Raw genomic sequence first — 24,792 nt, 5'->3', positions numbered from 1 at the left:
TATGTCCCTATCCGCTAATCCCTATTCCCCCATTCGCTACTCACTACCTGCCTGATCGCCACCTTGGTCGCCGTGGCTGCTGCCATTGCCGCCATTCTCGGTGTCTTCCCCGATATGCTCGACCGAGACGACCTTCTCGTCGTCGGCGGTATTGAACACGATCACGCCCTGGGTCGAACGGCCGGCGATGCGGATGTCCTCGACCGGACAGCGGATCAGCTGGCCCTTGTCGGTGACCAGCATGATCTGGTCGGCGTCCTCGACCGGGAATGAGGCCACCAGCTTGCCGTTGCGCTCATTGACAGACATCGCCACGATGCCCTTACCCCCGCGGCCGGTGGTACGGTACTCGAACGACGAGGTCCGCTTGCCATAACCGTTCTCGCTGATGGTCAGCACGAACTGCTCGGCCGCCGACATCTCGACATAACGCTGTTCGCCGAGCTCCACGGTCGAGCCCGCCGCGGCATCCTCGGTCTCTGTGCCGGCCTCCTCCTCGGCCCCGCCGCGGCGCACGGCGCTGGCGCGGCGCAGATAGGCGGCGCGCTCTTCGGAATCGACCTCCATGTGGCGCAGGATGGAGAGCGAGATGATCTTGTCGCCCGACGGCAGCGCAATGCCGCGCACACCCATGGAGGTGCGCCCGGTGAAGACGCGGACCTCGTTGACCGCGAAGCGGATGCATTGCCCGCCAGCCGCGGTCAGCAGCACGTCATCGCGCTCGGTGCAGATCTGGACGTCGACGATCTCTTCGCCCTCGTCGAGCTTCATCGCGATCATGCCGGAGCGGCGGACCTCGACGAAATCGGACAGCTTGTTGCGGCGGACGTTGCCGCCTGTGGTGGCGAACATCACATCGAGATTGGCCCAGGAGGATTCGTCCTCCGGCAGCGGCATGATTGTGGTGATGCGCTCGCCCTGCTCCAGCGGCAGGATGTTGATCAGAGCCTTGCCGCGTCCGTTGGGGGCCGCGACCGGCAGCCGCCAGACCTTCTCCTTGTAGACCTGGCCGCGCGATGAGAAGAACAGGACCGGCGTGTGGGTCGAAGCCACGAACAGCCGGCTGACGAAATCCTCCTCGCGGGTCTGCATGCCGGCGCGGCCCTTGCCGCCGCGGCGCTGGGCGCGATAGGCCGACAGCGGCACGCGCTTGGCGTAGCCGGCATGCGACACCGTCACCACCATGTCCTCGCGCTGGATCAGGTCCTCGTCTTCGACCTCGCCTTCCTGCTCGATGATCGTGGTCTTGCGCGGGGTGCCGAATTCGGCCTTCACAGCGGCGAGCTCGGTCTTGATGATGTCCTGGACGCGCGCGCGTGAACGCAGGATGTCGAGATAGTCGTTGATCTCGATCTTGAGCTTGTCGAGCTCGTCGGAGATCTCCTCGCGGCCGAGCGCGGTGAGCCGCTGCAGCCGCAGGTCCAGGATCGCCTTGGCCTGCTCCAGCGACAACCGGATGGTGCCGTCTTCGGCGAGCCGATGCCTAGGATCGTCGATCAGGGTGATGATGGCCTCGACATCGCGCGCCGGCCAGTCGCGCGACATCAGCGCATCGCGCGCGGTCGCCGGATCGGGCGAGGTCCTGATCACGCGGATGACCTCGTCGATATTGGCCACCGCAACAGCCAGGCCGACCAGGATATGGGCGCGGTCGCGCGCCTTTCCGAGCAGATATTTGGTCCGCCGCGTCACCACCGTTTCGCGGAAGGCGATGAACACCGTCAGGAGATCCTTCAGGTTCATCGTCTGCGGCCGGCCGCCGTCGAGCGCCAGCATGTTGGCAGCGAAGCTCGTCTGCAGCGGCGTGAACTTGTAGAGCTGGTTCAACACAACGTCAGGAACCGCGTCGCGCTTCAGCTCCACCACGACGCGATAGCCTTCGCGGTCGGACTCGTCGCGGAGATCGGCGACGCCCTCGATCCTCTTCTCGCGCACCAGTTCGGCGATGCGCTCGACCATCGTCGCCTTGTTGACCTGATAGGGGATCTCCGAGATGATGATCGCCTCGCGGTCCTTGCGGATCGTGTCGATCGTCACCCTGCCCCGCATCATGATCGAGCCGCGGCCGAGATGATAGGCCGAGCGAATGCCGGCGCGGCCGATGATGATGCCGCCGGTCGGGAAATCCGGTCCTGGAATGATGTTGGTCAGTTCGTCGATGGACAATGCGGGATTGTCGATCAGCGCGACACAGGCGTCGATCACCTCGCCGAGATTGTGCGGCGGGATGTTGGTCGCCATGCCGACCGCGATGCCGCCGGCACCGTTGACCAGCAGGTTCGGAAACTTGGCCGGAAGGACCGACGGCTCCTTGTCGGAGTTGTCGTAGTTCGCCACGAAATCGACGGTGTTTTTGTCGATGTCGTCGAGTAGCGGGATCGCCGCCTTGGCCAGCCGCGCCTCGGTATATCGATAGGCCGCTGGCGGATCGCCGTCGACCGAGCCGAAATTGCCCTGGCCGTCGATCAGCGGCACCCGCATGGAGAAGTCCTGCGCCATGCGGACCATGGCGTCGTAGATCGACTGGTCGCCATGCGGGTGATATTTACCGATGACGTCGCCGACCACGCGGGCGGACTTCACGTATTTCTTGTCCGGCGTATGCCCCTGCTCGTACATCGAGTACAGGATGCGCCGGTGCACCGGCTTCAGGCCGTCGCGCGCATCGGGCAGCGCCCGCGCCACGATCACGCTCATCGCGTAATCGAGGTAGGAGCGTTTCATCTCGTCGAGGATGGAGACGGGGCGAATATCGGAAGGGCCGCCCGGCTCGCCGGGCTTCTCATCTTCAGTGTCGGACAATGGGGGATCCGGTCAGTTTTGCACGCGGAAATCGCTGCGACTCATATAGCGCATCAGATCGCCGCAAACCACCCCCGAGCGGTTAATCGAAGCGCTTTTTCTCTTCGATTTTCCAGCCACTTAAGCCCCTGGCCCGGTCCCGAATACATAGGCCTGCGGCAGATCTCCCCGGGAGCCGTTCTGTCCTGCGCGCAACGTGCGAGATGACGCAGGATTGCCGCATAAAAGAAGCCCCGCACATCCGCGGGGCTTCCCAAGCACATGCTGGCAACGACCGGTCAACGGTCCAACAAGGATGATCTCAGTAGCGCATCTGCTCGAGGTCAGCGATCAGCCCTGGGCCGGTCGGGTGCCAGCCGAGCCGTTCTTGCGTCTTCGCGCCCGAGGCCCACAGATCCATCGCGACGAACATCGCCATCCAACCGAAGTGGTCCTGTGCTTCTGCCGGCGACAGCGACTTCACCGGCAGGCCGAGCCCCTTGCCGAGCACCTCGGCAATCCGACGCGCCGGAATCCCCTCCTCGGCCACCACGTGGTAGCGCGCACCGGCTTGGCGCTTTTCCAATGCGAGCCGGTAGACACGGGCGACGTCGGTGACGTGGGCCGCAGGAAAACGATTGCTGCCGTCACCGACATAGGCCGACACGCCCTTGGCGCGGGCAATCTCCACCAGCGGGGTGATCAGCCCCTGCTTGACCGTATCGTGCACCTGAGGAAGGCGCACCACCGAGACGTTGACGCCCTTTTCGAGCAGCGCATTGCCGGCGATTTCAGACGCCGAACGCGGGTTCGGGTGGCTGGCATCGAAAATATCCTCGTCCGCGGGCTTGCCCGGCCCGGCGCTGCCCATGCCGGTGCCGGAGGTGATGAGCAGCGGCCGGTCGGAGCCCTTCAGCACGGAGCCCAAAGCGTCGATCGCGCGCCGGTCCTTCTCGCAATTGGCGACGAAGTTCGAGAAGTCATGATCGAAGGCAACGTGGATCACGCCATCGGCCTTGGCGGCGCCGCTGCGCAGGCTGTCGAGATCCTCGAGCGTCCCGTGATGCACCTCGGCGCCGGCCGCGGAAAGACGCGCCGCGCCCTCGTCCGAGCGGGTCATCCCGATGACGTGATGACCAGCCTGAAGCAGTTCCGGCACGATGCGCGAGCCGATAAAGCCGGTCGCACCAGTGAGAAAAACACGCATGAGAGTCTCCAATCGATGTCCGCGATGGTGTTCGCCGGCGCATGATTGGGCTAGGTCTTCATCCTGTTAAAGACGTGAGATTATCCCGGTATAATGGGTAACAGGCACGGCATGAGCGACATCACCGACAATCTCCTCGGCAACTATCTCAGAGATCGCCGCATGCGGCTCGATCCGGCCGCGTTCGGCTTTTCCGGTCGGCGACGAACGCCGGGCCTTCGCCGCGAAGAGGTGGCGCAGCGCGCCAACATCAGCGCCACCTGGTACACTTGGCTGGAGCAGGGTCGCGGCGGTGCGCCATCGCCTGAAGTGCTGGACCGCATCGCCAGCAGCCTGATGATGACCGAGCCCGAGCGCGAGCACCTGTTCATGCTCGGCCTCGGACGGCCACCCGAGGTCCGCTACAAACCCTTTGAAGGCGTCACGCCGCGGCTGCAGCGTCTGCTCGATAGTCTCGAGATCAGCCCTGCGCTGATCAAGACCGCCACTTGGGATGTCGTCGCCTGGAACCGTGCTGCTTCCGTGGTGCTGACCGATTTCGGCAAACTGCCGCCGGCCGAGCGCAACATTCTTCGTCGCATGTTTTTCGACCCGCATGTCCGGAATGCCCAACATGACTGGGAAGGGCTGGCACGTTTCGTGGTCGGCGCGTTCCGGGCGGACGTGGCCCGCGCCGGCGCGGTCTCCGAAGTCACGCAACTGGTCGACGAACTGTGCCGAACCAGCGCCGAGTTCAGGGCGCTGTGGCGTGAAAATGACGTTCTCGCGCATGGTGAGGGGGTCAAGCGCTTCAACCATCCCACGCTTGGCCCCATGGAGCTGGAACATTCCTCTTTCGCCGTCGACGGGCGGCCCGATCTCAGCATGATCGTCTACAATCCGGTCGGCAGCGCCCTGGCCGATCGCATTCGCGCGATCGTCAGCCCGCAGCGAGCCGCGAGCCACAGGCGAGCTGCCGAGTAGGACGTGGACTCATTAGCGCCGAGCCATAGCGCGATTGAAGCGAGTTGGATGAAGGCGAGCCTCGCATGACACCGCAGGAGCTGGTTTCGGACGCGCTGGACGCTGTTGCAGCCGGAACCAACGATGAGATCGTTGCGGGCGCTCAATCACGACAAGTCTACCAGCAATTCGTTGCCGATCCAGAAGCGGTTCAAGCAATGATGCCGATCCGACTGCCCAAGCAGTCGTGACGATGTCGCTGGGCGCGAAGGCGAAGACAATCAAACCAACCTAGCCCTCAGTCAAAAGGGGAAAATAAATGAAGTACGCTCTCACCGCCGCTCTCGCAGTGGCGCTTGGCCTCGCCGGCCTAACAATTGGATACGGACAAACCGCCATGCAGCCGACACCAACCACCAAGATTCTCGCCATCGGAACCATCAATCCCGGCGTCGAGCCAGCGAGGGTATTTGCAATACTTCCAGAAGAGGTTCGGGAAACCGCAAACCTTTATCTGGATGGCAAGATCGACCAATGGTATTCGCAGCAGAACGGCAAGGGGGTGGTGTTCATCTTGAACCTCACCGATCCCGCCGCCGCCCATGACATGCTCGAGAAGCTGCCGCTCGGCCAGGCCCATCTCATGAGCTTCGAGCTGATCCCGCTCGGCCCGCTTGCTCCACTTCGTCGATTACCGGGGATGGCCCCAAAACCCTAGCAGGGACGATCATCTTGCTGAGCGGCCGAGTATTTGGCCGCTCATTGAGTAGTGGCGAGCCGCGACCTGCACGAGTCTGGAGTTGGCACCAACTCGGACCTTTGACCCCAGCAATTGCACATCTGGCGATATGGGGCGACCTCATGCTTTTCCGCGAGCAGCTTCGCGTTGGGCAGTGTCATCAATGCGCCCCCCGCGATCAGGCAGTTCCCAGGCAAAGTCGTAGAAAACGCGAAGCTGATTGCCGTCCAGGTCTGCCGCGGTGAACTCATGCAGATTCGAGGGCGTTGATTCCGGCGCCGCAACTATTCGTGCGCCGCTCTTGCTCCACGCCTCGTGGAGCTCATCCACTTCGGCTTTGCTGTTGAGATTGATCCAGATCACCACTGGCGCCGTCGGACTCGTGCCCTCGCGATAAGCGCCGTCGGTCAGGAAGAGCCTGCAACTATCCCTTGATACTTGGCCAATCCCTTCCATGCCCCAGTCCCAATTGAAACCCAAGCATCTCTCGTAGTAGACGGCGGCCCGGGCTACATCACGGACAGGTATCTCGGGTACTGGACTTGGGAACGGCTTGCTCATTGCTGCTCCTTAGCATCTCGATCGGGATGTCACCTTCGGTAGCACGGCGTCGCTACGTGGACCAAGTTGCGTATCCGCGAGGGCGCTGCGACGAACATCCCAAGCAACCAACCGTGTGCGGAACAGCTTCAAGGAACGTTATGTCGAAAGTCGCCAAATGGCCCCGCCTCAAACGTCTCGGCCGGCGCCAAGGATGTTCGCTCTGAGCGAGCAATCAGAAGTAAACGGTCGGAGAATTGATAGGTTCCGTTTTGACACAACCAAGACCTACAACGGACATCCGGTGCTGAGCCATTCCCTAGGTTGAGCTAGGGCTTGTCTTAATTCGATGCTCGCCGAACGTTCCGGTGAACGCCGTCGGCTTGGCTAGCCCAAGCCGCCTTCGCACGAGCCGGACAGCATCGTAGGACTTTGACGCACGATGCCGCTCTAGATCAGAGCAAAGCGCATCCACTGCCGCCTTATCAAAATCGATTTCGGGAGGGTCTAGTTGCAGGTCCGTCTCGACCACGAGGATCATCTTGGTGCCATTCGCGTCAATGACGTATTCGACATCAACGGACAGCGCGTTTCGGTCGGTTATCATATGAACCTCATGACTTAGGCAGTTGGCGGGCTTGCCATACCATGTAGCACCTGCGATGTTTCCTGTTGGCCCATCTGCGACGTTGAGAATGTCCGCCCTTGTGCTGCTGTTGGGTTAATCGGACATCAATCGACCCGGCGCTTAATGAGTCCATGCCCAAGCAAACGCCTTCGCGAAGCCAGCCGCGCCGCTTCTGGCCCATCCTCCTCGGCTGTCGATCGACGACAACGGACCGAAACGAATGACTAAGCCTTGTTAACTAAGCCTTGCTCTGAATCGTTCGCGCATAGCGGGCTGGCGCCACGCCGGAGTGACGGGCGAAGGCAACACTGAAGGCGCTGGCCGAGCCGTAGCCCACGCGTTCTGCCACCTCGTCCATCCCGAGTTCGCGCTCACGCAGCAGTCGCCTGGCGAGCGCCATGCGCCATGCCTGGAGATACTGCATCGGGGGCAAACCCACAGTGCGACTGAACCGGGCGAAAAAGGCCGAGCGGGATAGCGCCGCTTCGGCGGCGAGCTCCGCCACCGTCCAGGGATGTTCGGGCCGCGCGTGCAACGCGCACAGCGCCGCTGCGAGGCGCTCGTCGGCAAGTCCCCGGGAGAGGCCCGGCGAAGCCGCGGTTTCGGCTCCGCACCGCAGGGCCTCGATCAGCAGCACCTCCAGCAGCCGCTCGAGAACGAGTTCGCGTGCTGGACGTTGCGCGCGCGTCTCGTCGCTGACCAGCTGCATCAGCGTGACGAGCCGGGACTGGCCGCGTACGAGCACCATCTGCGGCAACAAGGGCACAAGCAGATCGGCATTCGGCGAGCCGAAGCTACAGTGCCCGATGCGCATGCGCAGGTCGGCCGGTCCATCCTGGCGACCGACGCGGACATGGCCGTCGCTCACCTGCCTCGGGACACTGACTGAGCGGCCGGCAGGCGGATCCAGACTTTCATTGATCAGATCGCGCATGGCGGGAACGAGCACGAAGTCGCCGGCCTGCAGGACCATTGGCGGCTGCCCGTCGACCGCGACGCGGCACTCCCCGTCCAGAACCGCACAGTAGAACGGCTCCCCGGTGGCCTGACGGTGGATGCGCCATGAGCCGGCGCACTCCACCAGCTTGGAGAGGCGAGCCGCCGGCTGCAGCAGGGTGACAATCTCAGCGAGCGGATCGACGGTCATGGCAGGACGGGCATGGGAGGACTGACGCTAAAGAAACAGGGACGCTCGATCATAGTAAGTCTTGAGCGCCATCTCTAGCAATGGGCTATCCGTTTTCCGAGGAGGCTCTCATGAATACCGTCTTGATCACCGGCTGCTCGTCCGGATTTGGCCTGGAGACCGCGAAGCTGTTCCTCGAGCAAGGTTGGAACGTCGTGGCGACCATGCGCACGCCGCATCAGGAGCTGCTGCCCTCCTCCGAGCGGCTGCGCGTGCTGCCGCTTGACGTCACGAATTCCGACAGCATCGCCCAAGCGGTGAACATTGCGACGCCGATCGACGTGCTCGTGAACAATGCCGGCTTCGGCGCACCTGCGCCGGTCGAACTGACGGCGGCGGATACCGTGCAAGCGCTGTTTCAGACCAACACGATCGGCACGCTCGCGATGTGCCAGGCGGTGCTGCCGCAATTTCGCAAGCGGCGCGCAGGCGTCATCATCAATGTTACCTCGTCCGTTACGCTCAAGCCGCTGCCGATCGTGGGCGTCTACAGAGCGAGCAAGGCAGCGGTGAATGCCTTCACCGAGTCGCTCGCGGTCGAGGTAAGTCCGTTCGGAGTCCGGGTGCATCTTGTGCTGCCGGGCCGTTCGCCCGAGACGCGCTTCGGCGACAATGCCCGCCCGCACTTGCGCGGTCCGGATAATCCCGACTATGCGCCCCTGATCGAGCGCTTCGTCGCGAGCGTCCGCGACAGTTCCAGTCCAGTCACCCATGCAACTGATGTGGCCAAGGCGATCTGGCGGGCGGCCACTGAGCCAGCTGCGCCGTTGCGGCTTCCGGCCGGCGCTGACGCCGAGGCCTGGATGGCAGACGCGGACCGATGACCGAGACTACGATATCGGGGCGACGGGTGATTGCGGTCTAAGCCGGCGATCAGTCCAGTCCCAGCAGATCGGCACAACCGTGTTGACCGGCCAACACGATAAACACGGATGATGGGCAAAACCTCGCGCGAGCGCGCGAGGTCTGCCGTCGTCTCAGCTGTGAATCGATCAGAACGGAATGTCGTCGTCCATGTCGCTGTTGCGTCCGCCGCCGCCGGCCGAAGCAACCGCGCGGCGCGGCGGCGCCATCGACGGACCGCTGCTGCCGAAATCACCGCCGGGCTCATCGGCGAAGCTGCCTCCACCGCCGCCGCGGCCATCGAGCATGGTCAGCGTCGAATTGAAGCCCTGCAGCACCACCTCGGTCGAGTATTTCTCGACGCCGCTCTGGTCAGTCCATTTGCGGGTCTGCAGCGCGCCCTCGATGTAAACCTTCGCGCCCTTCTTCAGATACTGCTCGGCGACCTTGCAGAGCCCTTCGTTGAAGATCACGACGCGGTGCCACTCGGTCTTTTCCTTGCGCTCGCCGGTGGCCTTGTCGCGCCATGTCTCCGAGGTCGCGATGCTCAAATTGGCGATCGGCCGACCGTCCTGGGTGCGCCGGATCTCGGGATCCTTGCCGAGATTGCCCACCAGAATCACTTTGTTCACGCTTCCCGCCATCGCACTCTCCCGCGGTTCGAATTGCTGGACCGGTGTCCACGCCGGCCTGTCGGCATGCGGTGGCTCATCCCTTCCTCTTCGGCGGACCCTATACGCTTGCCGGCCGGGTCACCCGCCTTCTCCTAGCTTATCCACATATAGCAGCCGCGGCGAGATGTTCCAGCTTTGTTCGTCGCCTGTGTTCGCAATCGTGCGTTGAGTTCCGTCCAAAACGGAGTTGATCAAGGTTCCACTTCAGGGCGGAGATGCGGGTTCCAGGCATGCCAGAGAAACACAAGTACTATCATTAACTTATGCTAGTTTCCGACAGCCGATTTCACGGCCTCTATGTGGCTTTTGGGCGACAGTCTTTTTGGTTGAATCACGTATCCTGCTCAAGGAATGACAAGCCGCTTCGGCGGTCGTGCTGATCTGTTACTGGGCGCTTTTCGGGGGGACCGATCATGAAAGCGCGCGATGCGGGAGAACTTCCAATGAAAAAGATTATGCTTGGAGCTGTAAGCCTGATTGTCCTGGGACTGGTCACGCCCGCGAGCGCTGCCGATCTCGCTGCACGTCCCTATACCAAGGCGCCGCCAGCGCCTGCTCCCCTGCCCCCGACCTGGGCCGGGTTCTACATCGGTGTGCAAGGCGGCGGCGGCTGGGGCCGTACCAAGGAGACATTCTTCGGCGCGCCGAACACTGTGGGCTTCCTTGGCACACAGAACTACGACACCTCCGGCGGTTTCGTCGGTGGTGTGGCCGGCTACAACTGGCAGTTCGGCAACTACGTGATCGGCCTCGAGGGCGACTATCACTGGTCGGATATCAACGGCCGCTCGGCCGTAATCAACCCGGCGCTAGGCTTCGGAGATACCTATTTCACGAAAATACGGAGCTTCGGCGATATCAAGGGCCGCCTGGGTTGGGCGACCGGGCCTGCCCTGCTCTTCATCAGCGGTGGTGCCGCTGTGGGAGATCTGCAGCATCGGTATGATGCCGGTCTTAACCCGCCGAGCTTCGTCCAAAACGATTGGCGCTGGGGTTGGACCGTCGGCGTGGGCGGCGAATACATGTTCGCTCCGAACTGGTCGGCCAAGCTCGAATACAACTTCATCGATTTTGGCCGCAGCACGATCCAGTTCACACCGGTCGCGACCGATCGCTCCGAGTTCAAAGACACCGTCCACACCGTCAAGGCCGGTATTATTTGGCACTTCGGCGGCCCGGTCGTCGCCCGCTACTGATCGCGCAGCACACCCAACTCGCGCAAAAAAGGCCGGCCTCTGCGCCGGCCTTTTCATTTGGCGCCGGATTGCTCGACGGCTGGCGCTTGCTCAGCCGTTGTGGCATTTCGGTGACGGCATGTCGCAGGGAAAGCGGCTATAGAACGAGGGCGTCGGGGGGCGTTGGTGAGTGTGCGTGCGGGCGTCGGAAGGGATTTGGGGACTGCGATGCGAGGAATGCTGCTGGGGGCGGCAACCCTATTGGCGCTGGGGGCAGCGCCGGCCATCGCAGCCGATTTGCCCGCGCGCACCTACACCAAGGCGCCAGCCATGGTGGCCGCCATCTATGAATGGGGTGGGTTCTATGCCGGCCTGAACGCCGGCGGCGGCTCCGCTCACAGCTGCTGGACCAACACCGCGGCCGGAGCCTCCGAAGGCTGCCACAATGCCACCGGCGCCCTGGCGGGCGGCCAGATCGGCTATCGATGGCAGAGTGGCGGCCTCGTGTTCGGTATCGAAGCACAGGGCGACTGGGCCAACCTCAAGGGCAGCAATGCCAGCCAGGTCGTGGCCGCGACGACCAATCAGACCAAGATGAATGCCGTCGGCCTGTTCACCGGCCAGGCCGGCTACGCCTGGAACAACGTGCTGTGGTACGTGAAGGGCGGCGCAGCGGTCACTTCCGATAAATACAACGGCCTCACGGCGGCGACAGCCGTGTTCGATCGCGCCAGTGACACCCGCTGGGGCGGCGCCATCGGCACCGGCATCGAGGTCGGCTTCGCACCCAATTGGTCGCTGGCTGCCGAGTATGATCACCTCTTCATGGGCAACCGCAGCGTCGGCCTCACCAACATTCCCGGAGGCGCCGCATCCCGCGGGGAGACCGTCGGCCTCGACGCCGACATGGCGACCTTGCGCGTGAACTACCGCTGGGGCGGTCCGGTCGTCGCCAAGTAGTAATAAGTACTAACAAACACTTAGGCCGCTCCTCATCCGTTCGGCAGCGGCGAGGACAGACCTCCGCGATTCCTGCAGATTTCTCATCCAGATTTCCTGACCGGCGGCCATGCGCCGGCGGCGGCGTCTGTGTGGTTACCAAACCTTAAGCACGATCAGCAGCTTCCGGTTGATGCAGCGCGCGGGTGACAGCTTTGGAAAGCTCCCGTCGCTACAACTTTGCTTCAGCCACTCGGGGTGGGTCCGGACCGGTGGGGTCCGGCAACGAGGATCAATGGGACTGGAGACAACAATGAAGAAGATGCTGTTCTTGACTGCAGGCGTTGCGGCGCTCGGAGTAGCACCTGCATCCGCCGCCGACCTGGCTGCGCGCTCTTATACCAAGGCGCCCGCCTATGTGACGCCGCTGCCGAGCTGGGCCGGCTTCTACATCGGCCTCAATGGCGGCGCCGATTGGAGCCGCAATTGCTGGACGCTGAACAGTGTTGCGGGCGTGCCGCTGGCGGCCACTCAGTCCGAAGGCTGCCACAACGCCACCAGCGGCCTGGTCGGTGGACAGGTCGGCTATCGCTGGCAGGCTGCCAACTGGGTGTTCGGCGTCGAAGCGCAGGGCGACTGGACCGATCTGAAGGCATCGAACGCGAGCACGGCCGCGTCGGCAGTCGGCATCACCAATCAGACCAAGACCGATGCGATCGGCCTGTTCACGGTCCAGGGCGGCTATGCCTGGGACAATGTGCTCTGGTACGTGAAGGGCGGCGCGGCCGTCACCCACAACAAGTACCGCGGCTTGGCCACCCTGACCGGCGCCGAACTCGATTCGGCAAGCGAGTCGCGCTGGGGCGGCACCGTCGGCACCGGCGTTGAATATGCTTTCGCCCCGAACTGGTCGGTGGCGGTCGAATACGACCACCTCTTCATGGGCAGCCGCGACATCAACTTCCCCGCCACCGCGTTTGCCAACGCCCGCACCGATACGATCAAGCAGAGCGTCGATCTCGCAACCGTGCGCGTCAATTACCGCTTCGGCGGGGCGGCGCTGACGCGATACTGATCTGCCACGCGGCGCGATCGAACCTGAAGGCCGGCCCTGCGCCGGCCTTTTTATTGTCCGTGACAACCGCGTTTTTCCGGACACAGTTGGAACAAGTGATTGAACGGCCACCTCTTTTTGAATCGGTTCCCAAATCCGTGCTTTCGCCCCGACTGTGGCTCTGAGGTGACGGTATTTCGCCCGGACCTCGGTTATGAGGGCCTCGTCAATCTGAACGGGTACGTTCTGGTCGCGTGACAGGACTTGCAAGCGCGGCGAGAGCGACGAGGAAGAATGGGACTGGAAATCATGAAGAAACTTCTGCTGACGACTGTGGCCTTTGCCGCGCTGGGAATGGCTCCTGCCGTCGCTGCCGATCTCGCCGCGCGCACCTACACCAAGGCGCCGGTTATGGCCCCGCTGCCGACCTGGGCCGGCTTCTACATCGGCGCCATGGGCGGCTACGCCACCACGGACAACGGCGGCATTCTCAGCCCGAAGGGCGGTTTCGCGGGCGGCACCTTGGGCTACAACTGGCAGACCGCAAACTGGGTGTACGGCCTTGAGGCCGATGCCGCCTGGGCCGACATCAACGACTCCGTTGCGGGCGTTGTCCCCGGCTTCGGTGCCGTCAGCGTCGGAAGCAAGGTCGATGCAACCGGTACGGTCCGCGGCCGCCTCGGCTACGCGTTCGGCAACGTCCTGCTGTACGGCACCGCTGGTTACGCCTGGGCCGACAACAAGATCACGCTCTCCGCGCTCGGCGTGAGCGCGTCCGACTCGCAGTTCCTGAGCGGCTGGACCGCCGGCGCTGGCGCCGAGTTCCTGATTGCTCCGAAGTGGTCGATCAAGGCCGAATACCTCTACAAGAGCTTCGGCGGCAAGACCTACTTCAACGGTGCGCTGCCGACCGGCGACCTCAACCTGCACACCGTGCAGGTCGGCGTGAACTACCACTTCTAAGACCGACGGGCCTTCTGGGCCACCTGCAAAGCCTCCGCTCTCGCGAGCGGAGGCTTTTTCTTTACCGCTCCTGCTCTTGTGCTCTTGTCTTGTGCTCCTGGCACCTGTTCGGCGCCGGCCTGCTGACAGGCGCTGCCATTCCGTCTGCGCATTGTTGATGATTCGATTCGCGCACTGGAAATTCGCCGCCGTTCTTCCTACGTTCCTAGCCTACCTTTCTCCCTTGGCGTCCGATGGCCGGTTCCCGGCGGAGCGCGCCTGAACCGAAAGGCGCGCTAGTCTGCGCGCCGCCAACAATGGCGCTGGACCGGCGCCGTGGGACGAATCGCGATGGATGAAGTGCTCAAGGCCAAGCAACGTGCGCAAGCCAATCAGTCGAGCCTGCGCGCCATCACCATCAGAGGCGCGCGCGAGCACAATCTCAAGAACATCGACGTCGAGATTCCGCGCGATAGGCTCGTCGTGTTCACCGGCCTGTCCGGCTCCGGCAAATCCTCGCTCGCCTTCGACACCATCTATGCTGAGGGCCAGCGCCGCTACGTCGAATCGCTCTCGGCCTATGCGCGCCAGTTCCTGGAGATGATGCAGAAGCCGGACGTCGATCAGATCGACGGCCTATCGCCTGCGATCTCGATCGAGCAGAAGACGACCTCGAAGAACCCGCGCTCAACCGTCGGCACCGTCACCGAGATCTACGACTACATGCGCCTGCTCTGGGCGCGCGTCGGCGTGCCCTACTCGCCGGCGACCGGGCTGCCGATCGAGAGCCAGACCGTGTCTCAGATGGTCGATCGCGTGCTGGCGCTGCCGGAAGGCACGCGGCTTTATCTGCTGGCGCCGGTCGTGCGGGGACGCAAGGGCGAGTACAAGAAGGAGCTCGCCGAGTATCTCAAGAAGGGCTTTCAGCGCGTCAAGATCGACGGCACCTTCCACGAGCTCGCCGAGGCGCCGACGCTGGACAAGAAGTTCCCGCACGATATCGACGTCGTGGTCGACCGCATCGTGGTGCGCTCCGATATCGGCCAGCGGCTTGCGGAAAGCTTCGAGACCGCGCTGAAGCTCGCGGAGGGCTTGGCGGTGATCGAGTTCGCCGATGCGCCCACCTCCGGCGCGCCGGCCGAGGAGAAGAAGAAGACCGCCAAGATCCACGACAAGAGCGGACCCGAGCGCATCCTGTTCTCGGAAAAATTCGCCTGCCCGGTCTCCGGCTTCACCATCCCCGAGATCGAGCCGCGGCTGTTCTCGTTCAACAATCCGTACGGCGCCTGCCCCGCCTGCGGCGGGCTCGGGGTCGAGCAGCATGTCGACGCCGACCTGGTGATTCCCGACAAGGAGCTGACCTTGCGCAAGGGCGCGATCGCGCCCTGGGCCAAGTCGTCTTCGCCCTATTACCTGCAGACCCTGACGGCGTTGGCCAAGTTCTACAAATTCACCCTCGACACCAAGTGGAAGGAGCTGCCGAAGAAGGTGCAGAACGCGCTGCTGAACGGCTCCGGCGACGACGAGATCAAGTTCACCTATGAGGACGGCGTCCGCTCCTACGACACCAAGAAGCCGTTCGAGGGCGTCGTGACCAATATCGAGCGCCGCTTCCGCGAGACCGAGAGCGAATGGGCGCGCGAGGAGCTCGGCAAATATTTCAACGACGTGCCCTGCGCCGCCTGCAACGGCTACCGCCTCAAGCCCGAGGCGCTGTGCGTCAAGGTCGGCACCAAGCATATCGGCGAGATCAGCGAACTCAGCGTGAAGGCGGCCGGCGAGTGGTTCGCGAAAGTACCGGAGAGCCTCAACGCGCAGCAGGCCGAGATCGCCGCGCGCATCCTCAAGGAGATCCGCGAGCGCCTCACCTTCCTGCTCGATGTCGGCCTCAACTATCTGACCCTATCGCGCTCCTCCGGCACCTTATCCGGCGGCGAGAGCCAGCGCATCCGCCTGGCCTCGCAGATCGGCTCTGGCCTGACAGGCGTGCTCTACGTGCTCGACGAGCCCTCGATCGGTCTGCACCAGCGCGACAATGCCCGCCTGCTCGACACGCTGAAGCGCCTGCGCGACCTCGGCAACACCGTGATCGTGGTCGAGCATGACGAGGATGCCATTCGCCTTGCCGACTACGTGCTCGACATTGGTCCAGGCGCCGGCATGCATGGCGGCAACATCGTCGCCGAGGGCACGCCAGCCGAGATCATGCGCAACCCGAAATCGCTGACCGGCAAATATCTCACGGGCGAGCTCGAGGTCGCGGTGCCGGAACGGCGGCCACCGAACCATCGCCGCACCATCAAGGTGGTGAATGCGCGCGGCAATAACTTAAAGAACGTCTCGGCCGAGATTCCGCTCGGGCTGTTCACCTGCATCACCGGCGTGTCCGGCGGCGGCAAATCGACGCTATTGATCGACACGCTCTACAAGGCGATCGCGCGCAAGCTCAACGGCGCCAACGAGGCGGCCGCGCCGCATGACCGCATCGAGGGCCTGGAACATATCGACAAGATCATCGACATCGACCAGTCGCCGATCGGCCGCACGCCGCGCTCAAATCCCGCAACCTATACCGGCGCCTTCACGCCGATCCGCGAGTGGTTCGCGGGCCTGCCTGAGGCCAAGGCGCGCGGCTATGAGCCGGGCCGCTTCTCCTTCAACGTCAAGGGCGGCCGCTGCGAGGCCTGCCAGGGCGACGGCGTCATCAAGATCGAGATGCACTTCCTGCCCGACGTCTACGTCACCTGCGACGTCTGCAAGGGCAAGCGCTACAATCGCGAAACCCTGGAGGTGCTGTTCAAGGGCAAGTCGATCGCCGACGTGCTCGACATGACGGTCGAGGAAGCCGCCGAGTTCTTCAAGGCGGTGCCGCGCGTGCGCGAGACCTTCAACACCCTGCACCGGGTCGGGCTCGACTACATCCATGTCGGCCAGCAGGCCACGACGCTGTCCGGCGGCGAGGCGCAGCGCGTCAAGCTCGCCAAGGAATTGTCGAAGCGCGCCACCGGGCGCACGCTCTACATCCTGGACGAGCCGACCACGGGTCTGCACTTCCACGACGTCAAGAAGCTGTTGGAGGTGCTGCACGAGCTGGTCGCGCAGGGCAACACGGTTGTGGTGATCGAGCACAATCTCGAAGTCATCAAGACCGCGGACTGGGTGATCGACCTCGGCCCCGAGGGCGGCGACGGCGGCGGCGAGATCGTTGCCTGGGGCCCGCCGGAGGACATCGTGAAAGCGCCGCGCAGCTACACCGGGCAGTTCCTGAAGCCGGTGCTGGAGAAGTCAGCCAAGCCGAAGAAGCGCGGCGGATCGGCGAGCGAGGCGGCGGAGTAAATACAAGGCTACGGGGCAAACAGCCCACCTCGCAATGACAAACCCGCCGCGCGATCACGAGCGGCGGGTTTGTTGCATGACGTTAGTTCAGGCCGATCTTACCAGCGCTGATAGCGGTACACGCCCGTGACAGTGCCGTTGTTATTGCCCTGCGGGCCGACATCGCCCTGGGTCGAGCTCGGCGTCGGGTGGCTGGTGCCGTTACCATAGCCGCCATACCAGCCCCGGCCCCCGTAATACATCGGCTGCGGCGGAACGGCGTCATAGCTGTAGGCCGGACCGGCCGCGTAGCCCGGCCCAGGTCCCCAAGCCATCGAATCTCCGTAGCGGGCATAACCTTGCGCGAACGCGCCGGCGGTGCCGGCGATCAGAGTTGCGGCCGCCATTGCGGCCAGTTGGATCTTGCGTTGCATGTGCACGCTCCCTTGCTTCAAGTCGAAGGTAAACTACCGCACTGCGGGAGCGTTCCGTTTTCAGCCGATCACCAAAAAGATGTGAGCGAATGTGATGGAGCGCGATCATGGATCTGACTTCACCACGTGAGATTGCGTGACCAGGCGCAACGCATGCTGTCGTCCCGGCCTTGTGCCGGACCCGTAGCCACCTCTGCCGATCTGAGCATGCTGGAGCAACATCTCACAATTCCGAGAGCCCGGGGGCTATGGGTCCCTGCTTTCGTAGGGACGACAGTGAAACGTCCCATTTTCGCTGGGCTCAACCACGCAGCCCCAGTCTCCTCTAAGATGATTGCACGATGGCCACTGAACTGAAGCAGTCGAAACAAAGGAATACATAGACCATGCCGCAGTCTGCGATGCAGATATCGTCATTGATCGAATCCAATTGGCCGTAAAACGACATCCTGCCGTGCCCCATGGGACAGGTCGGCCATTCGTTGTCCTGAATGAAATCCGGCGTACCACCAAGCCGGTGCCTCGTGCCGATTTCTTTCGGCGCCCATTTGAACGGCTGCATATTTCCAGCCTCTTCGTTCAACGGCTCGGCTACGAGCCGGAATGGCGGGATTACTCTCATCGGCGACCTGCATCATCCTTGATGTGTTACGATGTGTCGCCAACAATAGCACATGTCGTTGTACCCGCCCGCCCGCATGCTCTACTCCCTCGTCATCTTCGATCTCGACGGCACGCTGGTCGACAGCTTCCCCTGGTTCGCGCGCACCGTGAACCTGGTGGCCGACCGCTATCGCTTCCGCCGCGTGCAAGACGAGGACGTAGAGCGGCTTCGGCACGCGTCGACCCGCGAGATTCTCGACTTCCTGCAGGTGCCCCGCTGGAAGCTGCCGCTGATCGCGCGGCACATGCGCAAGCTGAAGACCGCTGATGCCGCGACCATTCCGCTGTTTCCCGGCGTCGACACCATGCTCGCCGCGCTGGCAGCCAATGGCGTCGCGCTGGCACTGGTTTCCTCCGACACCGAAGCCAATGCGCGCCAGAAGCTCGGGCCGCTTGCCGCATTGTTTGCCGATTTCGACTGCTCAGCCTCGGTGTTCGGAAAGGCGCAGAAGTTTCGCCGCGTGCTGAAACGTGCCCGGCGCGATTCGGAGCAGGCGATCTCAATTGGCGACGAGACCCGCGATATCGAGGCGGCGCGCGCCGCCGGCATCGCTTGCGGCGCCGTGACCTGGGGCTATGCGGCGCGCCAGGCGCTGATCGACCGCAAGCCGGATTTGGTGTTCGAGCAGATGGAGCAGATCGCGGAGGCGGTACTGCTGGCATCGCCACGTTCTCCGGGGCAGCCGTTCCCCTCCGCTGTCATCACCCGCGGAGGCGGGTGATCCAGTATCCCAGAGACCTTGCGTTCATCAGAGACGCCTCAGCGTACTGGATGCCCCGCCTGCGCGGGGCATGACGAGCTCACCGTGGAGAGACCGCCCTCACCGCCGCAGGAATACCCCGAATGCACGCGGGCCGTCACCGACCTTGACCTCACCAACAACCTTCAACTCGGCAACGTCGATAACGCTGAGCGTGTTGCTCTCCCAATTCGCGACGATGATGCGCTGGCCGTTCGCGGTCGCCTCGATCCCTTCCGGATAGTCGCCGACGCTGATGCGCTTGAGCGGCTTAAGGCTCGCCAAATCGAACACGCTGACCATCCCGTCATACTGGTCGGTGACGAAACCGCGCCCCTGCGCCAGCGCCACCGCATAGGGCCGCAGGCCGACCTTCACGCGCCCGACCTCGCTGTTATCAGCAAGATCGATCACCGAGACATCGTTGGAGCCGACATTGGCGGTGTAGGCGCGCCGGCCCTCGGCATCGATGGTGACGCCGAACGGCCGGGTGCCGACTTTGATCACGGCCTTGCGCTCGCGTGTGGCCGTGTCGATCACCGACACGCTGTCATCATCGCGGTCCGCTGACAGCAGCAGCTTGCCGTCCGGCGTGACCGCCAGCCCCGAGGGCGAGGCGCCGACCGCGATGCTCGCGACCACGGCCCGCGCTTTGGGATCGATGACGCGGATCGCCGCCGCGTACCAGTCAGCGACATAGACTGCAGCTCCGTCAGGCGCGACGGCGATGCCGAGCGGCCCGCCACCGACCTCGATACGTCCCGCCACCTGCCGTGCCGCCGCATCGACGATGCTGACGGCCTTGTCGTCAGGACTGGTCACATAGGCAAACCGCCCGTCACGCGTTACCGCGACCCCGGCCGGCTTGCCGCCGATCGGAATCGTGGCCAGCGGCTGCAAGTTGGCGAGATCGACAATGGTCAGATCATCGCTGAGCTGGTTGGTGACGAACGCTTCCTCCGCCCGCGCCATGCCCGAGAGCACGAGGCAGGCCGAGATCAGCAGAGCACGCACCGGTCAGCTTCCGCTCTCGACCTTCTTCTTCAGCCCGTCCAGCCCGTCGTGATAGAGCCCGGTCACCGCGTTGATCGCGGCCTCGTCGTTCAGCTCCGGCGGCGGATCGTTGTTGGGATAGCCGCGGTAGAACGCGCCGGCCCATTCGACCAGGCTGCCCTTCCCGTCCGCGCTCGGCGACACCGTAATGGTCGACGAATAGTTGGTCACCGGCAGCACCTTCACGTCGACAGCGGTGATCCGGTACGAATAGCTCATCTTCTCGGCATCGTACTTATAGAGCTCCTCGTCGACCGTGGCCCCGCCCTTCAGCGTCAGCCGCCTGGTGGCGCCGATCTCATTGCCCTTGTCGCCCTCGGTCTTCTCGACCGGGCCGAGCCAGCTCATGTCCTGGAAATTGCCGATCACCGCCCACACCTTGGCCGGAGCGGCGTTGATCTCGACCTGCTGCTGCACCTTGCGCCGGGTCGGGCCATGCGCCCAGGCCGTGTTCAATGCCGTCGTCACCACCGCAGCTGCCATCAAGGCCGCCACGGCCCCGGCGATCGTCACCCTCATGTCGTTTCCTCAATCGTTCTTGTTGCCCAGCGCCAGCGCGGCGCAGTCGTTGCACAGGCTACTGTTCATTGTGGCGGCAAACAAGACGGTGTCATGGCGAGCCGGGAACGGCCAATCCGCCCTGCAGCCGGTCAGGCGACGACTGCTCCAGCGCGCCCCGCTCAATTGGCTTCGCAGCAGCGCTTGTACTTCTTGCCCGACCCGCACGGGCACAGCTCGTTGCGGCCGATCTTGCGCTTCGAAGCGAAAGGATTGGGCTGATCTGTCAGACTGCCCGCCGGCGCCGGTGTCTTCAGCCGATGCGCATGCAAAGCTACGATCCATTTTGGGATCAGCATGGGCGCCTGCCGCGTCAACCGCGCGACCTCTTTGTCGGGCAGGTCATGGTCTTCACGGGCGATATCCGCCAGCATGAACAAGCCCGCCGCCGCTGCAGTCGGGCCGCTCTCGGCATCAAGGAGCTGCAACCACGCAGGGCGACGCAGTTCCATCGCGGTCGCAAAGCCGTCCATCCACAGCTCCCAGAGCACATCGCCAGTGCGCTCATCGATCGGAAACAGCGGCCGATAGCTGTCCGGATGCTCGGCCAGCGTCATCGCGACATCATTGTAGTAGTCAGTGACCAGGCCGAGGACGTCGTTGGCATGATCGATCGTGTCGAACACGGACGTGCGCCCTCCGGTCATGCCGAAGGCAGCCGCGAACCATTCGCTGACGGGAATCGTTTCGGGACCGACCAGCAGGCCGGCGATGAAGCCATCGAGCTCTTCGAGCACCATGGCACGGTCGTCGAGCGCCAGCAGCGCCTGTTCCAGCTCATCGCGGCGGGTCTGATCCATCATTTCCATCACCCAAACTGCAACCGTATTCAGCGCGGGTGATTTGCCCGTCAGGCGCGCGGGATTGCCAAATCTCCGCTTCGCAGCCTCCTCAATACCGAAAACGACACGCGCCGAAAACCTGATTTCGCGAAGTTTTCCAGAGCGATGCCCCCTGTCCAGCCTTGTTGCGAAAAATATTCTGATTTCGCATTTTCAGAAATCATGGTTTTTCATGTCATCCCGCCTCACATGAGGGGCGCTTCGCGATCGTCACGAACGTCGAGTGCGGGCTGCGATGGGGTGCATCGGATTGCAGCGTGAGTCATCTCATGCCGACGAACAATCCCGATGCGCACGGTCAAGCCGTGTGGTCCTGGCGTCCCGGTGCTGACGCCAAGCTTGCGATGACGTTTCGCGGGCGACGGGGGCAAGAACGCCGGTCCCCGGGGAGAGCTCGGAGCAGCCGTCAAAACCATCGCGCAGGGAAGGCCGGTGCGATCCGGCTGAGCCTGTGGTTCCTTCCCCGTGCACTCTTCGCGCACGGGGGCCGCGGGTATCAGTCGATGCCCGGCCTTCCCTGCGCCCTCTATCCTTCGAGGGAGCCAACGTCGATGCAAAACCCGGACGCCACGCGCCGCGGGAATGGTCAGGCATATGCGATGCTGTCCGGCAAGTGATACGGACGAGCCGATGCGCGTTTTTGATGTCGCGTTCTCGCACATCCCCCGCCGTCATCGCCCGCGCATGCGGGCGATTCAGTATTCCAGCGGCGGCAGCGATTCACCGAACGGCCTCGGCGTACTGGATGCCCCGCATGCGCAGGGCATGACGACCAACATGATGGCGCGAACGCCAAGGATAGCTCCGAGAATTGGCGATCCTACGCTAGGCTACCTCACTCAGGAGCGCCACCCTCGGCCGTGTTAGTCCATCACCTCCAACACCAGCTCCATGGTCATCAGCACGGGATTGTCGCCGCGGACCAGACGCCCCTGGGCCAGCGCGCCGGTGTAGTCGACCAAGGCGACGTCAAGCGTGGCTTCCGGCGTGCCGTCCGGTCCCGGCGCGATCAGGCCGGAGGTCACGGTCAGTTCGGTTGCAAACGGCTCGACATCTATTCCTTCGACGAAGCGCGCGCCGATGGTCGAGCCGACCCCGCCGCGGATCCGCGCATGACTGATGCCGTGCGCGCGGCAGAATTCTTCCAGGCTGAGCGCGAAATCCTGGTTCGGCCGCAGCCGCAGCGCGAACGCGCGCCGATCCGTGGTGGCGCCGCTCGATGCTGTCGACACCGGCCCGAACAGCTTGAAATTGGTCTCCGGATCGGGCGCGGCGCTGAAGTCAGCACCATCGAGACCGAACGCGTCGACGACGAACGCTTCGGCGACGACGGTCTCCTCGGGCAGGATATGCCCACCGCTCTTACGACCGCCCTCCTCTGTCCACAGCGCGTGGCAATGGAAGAACGGCGCCTCGTCGCGAACGCCCAACGTCATCGTTGCCGTCGACAGCCGCGTGATCCCCTGGGGACGGTAGGTTTCGCTGTAGAAGGCGGCATGATCCGGCGTGGCCGACAGCGCCGGCATCACATAGGCCAACGGTCCGAGTGCGCCGCCGGCGATGTTGGCAACGCCACCGGCAAAGCCGTAGGCGGCGAAGCCCTGCCGCACCGCCTCCAGAAGCGGCAGGCCGGCGGGGACCGTGAAGCTGACGGCGCGGCCACGCGCTCCCACCCACTGGATGCGCTCCGCAACCGGCGGCCCGGGTTGACGAACCTGACGCATGTCGCTTCAGCCCTGCTTCGCGTTAAGATCGAGCAACCCGCGCGCGTCCAACTCGTCTCGCACCAGGCGCTTCGGCACCTTGCCATAGCCGGATTTCGGCAAGGCATCCCAGAAGAAGAACCGCTTCGGCATCTTGTAGCGCGGCAGCTTGGTGGCGAGATATCCGGCCATGTCGGCTTCGCTCGGTGCCGCCACGCCCTCACGCGCGACGCAGACGGCAACGCCGACCTCTCCCCACACGGGATCGGGCACGCCGAGCACGGCGACCTCGCCGATATCGGGATGGGTCAGGATCTTCTCCTCGACCTCGCGCGGATAGATGTTGGAGCCGCCGGAGATGTACATGTCGGAGGCGCGCCCGGTGATGTAGACGAAGCCCTGCGCATCCATGTGGCCGAGATCGCCGGTCCGGAACCAGCCGTTGCGAAATGCCTTCGCGTTGGCTTCGGGATTGTCGTAGTAGCCCGCGAACACCGCCGGGCCGATCACGCAGATCTCGCCGGTCTCGCCGGGCTTCAGCTCGCGGCCTGCATCATCCTGGATGGAGACCTGCATGCCGGTGCGCTCATAGCCGCAGGTCCCGATCCGCGCCTCAGGTCCGTCCTTCCCCTCGTGCAGCGGCGCCGGCAGCACGGTGATGTTGCCGGTGACCTCGCCGAGCCCGAAATATTGCACGATGACCTTGCCGAGCTTGCTCAGCGCCCGCTTCTGGTCCTCGCGATACATCGGCGCGCCGGCATAGATGACGTGACGCAGCGAGGAATGGTCGAACTGATCGACGGCGGGATGCTCGACCATCATCTTCAGGATCGTCGGCACGGTGAAGAGGTTGCTGACGCGATGGGTCTCGATCAAACGAAAAGCTTCCGCGATGTCGAACTTTTCGCTTGGCAACAGCACCGTCTTGGCGCCGCGCGCGCTCTGCATCAGCTGATGCACGCCGGCGCCATGCGACAATGGCGCCACCACGAGCGAGGCGTCGTCCGCGGTCGTCCCCGGGGTCAGATCGGCGAGATGATTGGTGATCACGAACGCCATCTGGCCGTGCGTCAGCACCGCCGCTTTCGAGCGGCCGGTGGTGCCGGAGGTGAAGAAGAACCAGCAGGGGTCATCGTGCTCGACGGGCGCATTGTCGATTTGCGCGCCGCGATGCGCTTCGATCGCCTCGCTCACGGTGCGCTCACCGAATGCGCCGGCCTCGCCGATGCGCCAGATGAAGGCGGGACCAGTCACGACCGCCGCATGATCGGGGAAGTCGCCGTGACAAAGAAACGCCTTGGCGCCCGAGGCGGTGGCGAGATAGGCGACCTCATCCGGCATCAGGCGGAAATTGGTCGGCACCCACACCGCACCAAGCCGGAACGCCGCAAACATCGAGACGAACATCTCCTCGCAATTCTTGGAATGCACGAGGATGCGGTCGCCCTTGGCGATGCCGCGCTCAGCCAATGCGGCCGCGAGCGCAGATACCATCCGGTCGATCTCGCGCCAGGTCCAGGATCGTTCACCCCACACGAAGCCGACGCAATCGCCGAGCCTGCGGCCATTTTGCGTGACGATATGCGCGAGATTCATCACCCGGCGCGACATGCGCAGAAGCCCGCCTTGCGGCACGAATTCCGTGACGGCTTCGCCGCTCATGGAGCCTCCACGACCGGCAGGCTGAACACGGTGAGCTCAGGCTTCATGGGCATTTCCTCAGGGAACAACGTAAGCGGCAGCAAGCCGAAATTAGCCTTCTGTTTATCGCCTTCCCACGATCGCCTGCAAGATCGGCACGACGATGTCATCGATAGCTTCGATTGCATCGAAC

23 protein-coding genes are annotated in these 24,792 nt (G+C 63.7%); 10 read left to right on the top strand and 13 right to left on the bottom strand.

Annotated features, from left to right (window positions below; translation table 11 throughout):
- Window positions 1-36: 36 nt before the first annotated feature.
- Complete coding sequence (gyrA, locus tag ACQR1W_RS01085) at window positions 37-2,802, bottom strand: DNA gyrase subunit A (RefSeq protein ID WP_434849093.1); 2,766 nt, start codon at window positions 2,800-2,802, stop codon at window positions 37-39.
- A gap of 301 nt (window positions 2,803-3,103) precedes the next feature.
- Window positions 3,104-3,988, bottom strand: coding sequence for an SDR family oxidoreductase (locus ACQR1W_RS01080; RefSeq protein ID WP_434849092.1), 885 nt, complete (start codon window positions 3,986-3,988; stop codon window positions 3,104-3,106).
- Between the two features lie 111 nt (window positions 3,989-4,099).
- On the opposite strand from ACQR1W_RS01080, the gene ACQR1W_RS01075 reads away from it, so the two are divergent.
- The 3 genes from ACQR1W_RS01075 (at window position 4,100) to ACQR1W_RS01065 (ending at window position 5,648) form a co-directional block, all read left to right on the top strand.
- Window positions 4,100-4,951: a helix-turn-helix transcriptional regulator gene (locus ACQR1W_RS01075; protein ID WP_434849091.1), complete on the top strand. Its 852-nt coding sequence runs from the start codon at window positions 4,100-4,102 to the stop codon at window positions 4,949-4,951.
- A gap of 65 nt (window positions 4,952-5,016) precedes the next feature.
- Window positions 5,017-5,181, top strand: coding sequence for a hypothetical protein (locus ACQR1W_RS01070; protein WP_434849090.1), 165 nt, complete (start codon window positions 5,017-5,019; stop codon window positions 5,179-5,181).
- Window positions 5,182-5,249: 68 nt separating this feature from the next.
- Entirely contained in the window at window positions 5,250-5,648 is a 399-nt protein-coding gene (locus ACQR1W_RS01065) for a hypothetical protein (protein WP_434849089.1), read from the top strand.
- A 141-nt stretch (window positions 5,649-5,789) separates the two neighbouring features.
- On the opposite strand, the gene ACQR1W_RS01060 is transcribed toward ACQR1W_RS01065, so the two are convergent.
- From ACQR1W_RS01060 to ACQR1W_RS01050, 3 genes are all read right to left on the bottom strand, one after another.
- On the bottom strand, window positions 5,790-6,230 hold the full coding sequence (locus tag ACQR1W_RS01060) for a VOC family protein (RefSeq protein ID WP_434849088.1): 441 nt from the start codon (window positions 6,228-6,230) through the stop codon (window positions 5,790-5,792).
- A 298-nt stretch (window positions 6,231-6,528) separates the two neighbouring features.
- The gene (locus ACQR1W_RS01055) at window positions 6,529-6,816 is read right to left on the bottom strand and encodes a hypothetical protein (protein WP_434849087.1); all 288 of its coding nucleotides are present in this window, start codon (window positions 6,814-6,816) and stop codon (window positions 6,529-6,531) included.
- Between the two features lie 259 nt (window positions 6,817-7,075).
- Window positions 7,076-7,984, bottom strand: coding sequence for an AraC family transcriptional regulator (locus ACQR1W_RS01050; protein ID WP_434849086.1), 909 nt, complete (start codon window positions 7,982-7,984; stop codon window positions 7,076-7,078).
- A 110-nt stretch (window positions 7,985-8,094) separates the two neighbouring features.
- On the opposite strand from ACQR1W_RS01050, the gene ACQR1W_RS01045 reads away from it, so the two are divergent.
- Window positions 8,095-8,847: an SDR family oxidoreductase gene (locus tag ACQR1W_RS01045; protein WP_434849085.1), complete on the top strand. Its 753-nt coding sequence runs from the start codon at window positions 8,095-8,097 to the stop codon at window positions 8,845-8,847.
- A 168-nt stretch (window positions 8,848-9,015) separates the two neighbouring features.
- Here the strand turns inward: ACQR1W_RS01045 and ACQR1W_RS01040 are convergent, their stop codons facing one another.
- On the bottom strand, window positions 9,016-9,510 hold the full coding sequence (locus ACQR1W_RS01040) for a single-stranded DNA-binding protein (protein WP_434849084.1): 495 nt from the start codon (window positions 9,508-9,510) through the stop codon (window positions 9,016-9,018).
- 473 nt (window positions 9,511-9,983) lie between these two features.
- On the opposite strand from ACQR1W_RS01040, the gene ACQR1W_RS01035 reads away from it, so the two are divergent.
- From ACQR1W_RS01035 to uvrA, 5 genes are all read left to right on the top strand, one after another.
- Complete coding sequence (locus ACQR1W_RS01035; protein WP_434849699.1) at window positions 9,984-10,736, top strand: outer membrane protein; 753 nt, start codon at window positions 9,984-9,986, stop codon at window positions 10,734-10,736.
- Window positions 10,737-10,943: 207 nt separating this feature from the next.
- On the top strand, window positions 10,944-11,675 hold the full coding sequence (locus ACQR1W_RS01030) for an outer membrane protein (RefSeq protein ID WP_434849083.1): 732 nt from the start codon (window positions 10,944-10,946) through the stop codon (window positions 11,673-11,675).
- Window positions 11,676-11,967: 292 nt separating this feature from the next.
- Entirely contained in the window at window positions 11,968-12,729 is a 762-nt protein-coding gene (locus ACQR1W_RS01025; RefSeq protein ID WP_008967580.1) for an outer membrane protein, read from the top strand.
- A gap of 288 nt (window positions 12,730-13,017) precedes the next feature.
- Window positions 13,018-13,671 carry an outer membrane protein gene (locus tag ACQR1W_RS01020; RefSeq protein WP_434849082.1) on the top strand — a complete coding sequence of 218 codons (654 nt, stop codon included), beginning with the start codon at window positions 13,018-13,020 and terminating at the stop codon, window positions 13,669-13,671.
- Window positions 13,672-14,001: 330 nt separating this feature from the next.
- Entirely contained in the window at window positions 14,002-16,986 is a 2,985-nt protein-coding gene (uvrA, locus tag ACQR1W_RS01015) for an excinuclease ABC subunit UvrA (protein WP_434849081.1), read from the top strand.
- Window positions 16,987-17,084: 98 nt separating this feature from the next.
- Here uvrA and ACQR1W_RS01010 read toward each other — a convergent pair whose 3' ends face one another.
- Window positions 17,085-17,399, bottom strand: coding sequence for a hypothetical protein (locus ACQR1W_RS01010; RefSeq protein WP_434849080.1), 315 nt, complete (start codon window positions 17,397-17,399; stop codon window positions 17,085-17,087).
- A gap of 325 nt (window positions 17,400-17,724) precedes the next feature.
- On the bottom strand, window positions 17,725-17,961 hold the full coding sequence (locus ACQR1W_RS01005) for a hypothetical protein (RefSeq protein ID WP_434849079.1): 237 nt from the start codon (window positions 17,959-17,961) through the stop codon (window positions 17,725-17,727).
- Window positions 17,962-18,097: 136 nt separating this feature from the next.
- Between ACQR1W_RS01005 and ACQR1W_RS01000 the strand changes: the two genes are divergently transcribed.
- The gene (locus ACQR1W_RS01000) at window positions 18,098-18,784 is read left to right on the top strand and encodes an HAD-IA family hydrolase (RefSeq protein ID WP_434849698.1); all 687 of its coding nucleotides are present in this window, start codon (window positions 18,098-18,100) and stop codon (window positions 18,782-18,784) included.
- A gap of 99 nt (window positions 18,785-18,883) precedes the next feature.
- On the opposite strand, the gene ACQR1W_RS00995 is transcribed toward ACQR1W_RS01000, so the two are convergent.
- From ACQR1W_RS00995 to ACQR1W_RS00975, 5 genes are all read right to left on the bottom strand, one after another.
- Window positions 18,884-19,774: a YncE family protein gene (locus ACQR1W_RS00995; RefSeq protein ID WP_434849697.1), complete on the bottom strand. Its 891-nt coding sequence runs from the start codon at window positions 19,772-19,774 to the stop codon at window positions 18,884-18,886.
- A 45-nt stretch (window positions 19,775-19,819) separates the two neighbouring features.
- A complete protein-coding gene (locus ACQR1W_RS00990; RefSeq protein ID WP_434849078.1) occupies window positions 19,820-20,374 on the bottom strand; it encodes an SRPBCC family protein in 555 nt (184 codons plus the stop codon).
- Between the two features lie 161 nt (window positions 20,375-20,535).
- Window positions 20,536-21,216: a UPF0149 family protein gene (locus tag ACQR1W_RS00985; protein WP_434849077.1), complete on the bottom strand. Its 681-nt coding sequence runs from the start codon at window positions 21,214-21,216 to the stop codon at window positions 20,536-20,538.
- Window positions 21,217-22,118: 902 nt separating this feature from the next.
- Window positions 22,119-22,979, bottom strand: coding sequence for a PCC domain-containing protein (locus ACQR1W_RS00980; RefSeq protein ID WP_434849076.1), 861 nt, complete (start codon window positions 22,977-22,979; stop codon window positions 22,119-22,121).
- Window positions 22,980-22,985: 6 nt separating this feature from the next.
- The gene (locus tag ACQR1W_RS00975; RefSeq protein WP_434849075.1) at window positions 22,986-24,620 is read right to left on the bottom strand and encodes an acyl-CoA synthetase; all 1,635 of its coding nucleotides are present in this window, start codon (window positions 24,618-24,620) and stop codon (window positions 22,986-22,988) included.
- Between the last annotated feature and the right edge of the window lie 172 nt (window positions 24,621-24,792).

The sequence above is a fragment of the Bradyrhizobium sp. HKCCYLS1011 genome, assembly GCF_051167795.1.
GTDB lineage: Bacteria > Pseudomonadota > Alphaproteobacteria > Rhizobiales > Xanthobacteraceae > Bradyrhizobium.
Note: the sequence above shows the minus strand (reverse complement) of the source record. Positions and strands in the feature narration are given on the sequence as shown.

Bases quoted from the DNA above. Each gene is read 5' to 3' on its own strand.
- ACQR1W_RS01080 (WP_434849092.1), bottom strand. From the start codon at position 3,988: ATGCGTGTTTTTCTCACTGGTGCGACCGGCTTTATCGGCTCGCGCATC.
- ACQR1W_RS01075 (WP_434849091.1), top strand. From the start codon at position 4,100: ATGAGCGACATCACCGACAATCTCCTCGGCAACTATCTCAGAGATCGC.
- ACQR1W_RS01070 (WP_434849090.1), top strand. From the start codon at position 5,017: ATGACACCGCAGGAGCTGGTTTCGGACGCGCTGGACGCTGTTGCAGCC.
- ACQR1W_RS01065 (WP_434849089.1), top strand. From the start codon at position 5,250: ATGAAGTACGCTCTCACCGCCGCTCTCGCAGTGGCGCTTGGCCTCGCC.
- ACQR1W_RS01060 (WP_434849088.1), bottom strand. From the start codon at position 6,230: ATGAGCAAGCCGTTCCCAAGTCCAGTACCCGAGATACCTGTCCGTGAT.
- ACQR1W_RS01055 (WP_434849087.1), bottom strand. From the start codon at position 6,816: ATGATAACCGACCGAAACGCGCTGTCCGTTGATGTCGAATACGTCATT.
- ACQR1W_RS01050 (WP_434849086.1), bottom strand. From the start codon at position 7,984: ATGACCGTCGATCCGCTCGCTGAGATTGTCACCCTGCTGCAGCCGGCG.
- ACQR1W_RS01045 (WP_434849085.1), top strand. From the start codon at position 8,095: ATGAATACCGTCTTGATCACCGGCTGCTCGTCCGGATTTGGCCTGGAG.
- ACQR1W_RS01040 (WP_434849084.1), bottom strand. From the start codon at position 9,510: ATGGCGGGAAGCGTGAACAAAGTGATTCTGGTGGGCAATCTCGGCAAG.
- ACQR1W_RS01035 (WP_434849699.1), top strand. From the start codon at position 9,984: ATGAAAAAGATTATGCTTGGAGCTGTAAGCCTGATTGTCCTGGGACTG.
- ACQR1W_RS01030 (WP_434849083.1), top strand. From the start codon at position 10,944: ATGCGAGGAATGCTGCTGGGGGCGGCAACCCTATTGGCGCTGGGGGCA.
- ACQR1W_RS01025 (WP_008967580.1), top strand. From the start codon at position 11,968: ATGAAGAAGATGCTGTTCTTGACTGCAGGCGTTGCGGCGCTCGGAGTA.
- ACQR1W_RS01020 (WP_434849082.1), top strand. From the start codon at position 13,018: ATGAAGAAACTTCTGCTGACGACTGTGGCCTTTGCCGCGCTGGGAATG.
- uvrA (WP_434849081.1), top strand. From the start codon at position 14,002: ATGGATGAAGTGCTCAAGGCCAAGCAACGTGCGCAAGCCAATCAGTCG.
- ACQR1W_RS01010 (WP_434849080.1), bottom strand. From the start codon at position 17,399: ATGCAACGCAAGATCCAACTGGCCGCAATGGCGGCCGCAACTCTGATC.
- ACQR1W_RS01005 (WP_434849079.1), bottom strand. From the start codon at position 17,961: ATGCAGCCGTTCAAATGGGCGCCGAAAGAAATCGGCACGAGGCACCGG.
- ACQR1W_RS01000 (WP_434849698.1), top strand. From the start codon at position 18,098: ATGCTCTACTCCCTCGTCATCTTCGATCTCGACGGCACGCTGGTCGAC.
- ACQR1W_RS00995 (WP_434849697.1), bottom strand. From the start codon at position 19,774: ATGGCGCGGGCGGAGGAAGCGTTCGTCACCAACCAGCTCAGCGATGAT.
- ACQR1W_RS00990 (WP_434849078.1), bottom strand. From the start codon at position 20,374: ATGAGGGTGACGATCGCCGGGGCCGTGGCGGCCTTGATGGCAGCTGCG.
- ACQR1W_RS00985 (WP_434849077.1), bottom strand. From the start codon at position 21,216: ATGATGGATCAGACCCGCCGCGATGAGCTGGAACAGGCGCTGCTGGCG.
- ACQR1W_RS00980 (WP_434849076.1), bottom strand. From the start codon at position 22,979: ATGCGTCAGGTTCGTCAACCCGGGCCGCCGGTTGCGGAGCGCATCCAG.
- ACQR1W_RS00975 (WP_434849075.1), bottom strand. From the start codon at position 24,620: ATGAGCGGCGAAGCCGTCACGGAATTCGTGCCGCAAGGCGGGCTTCTG.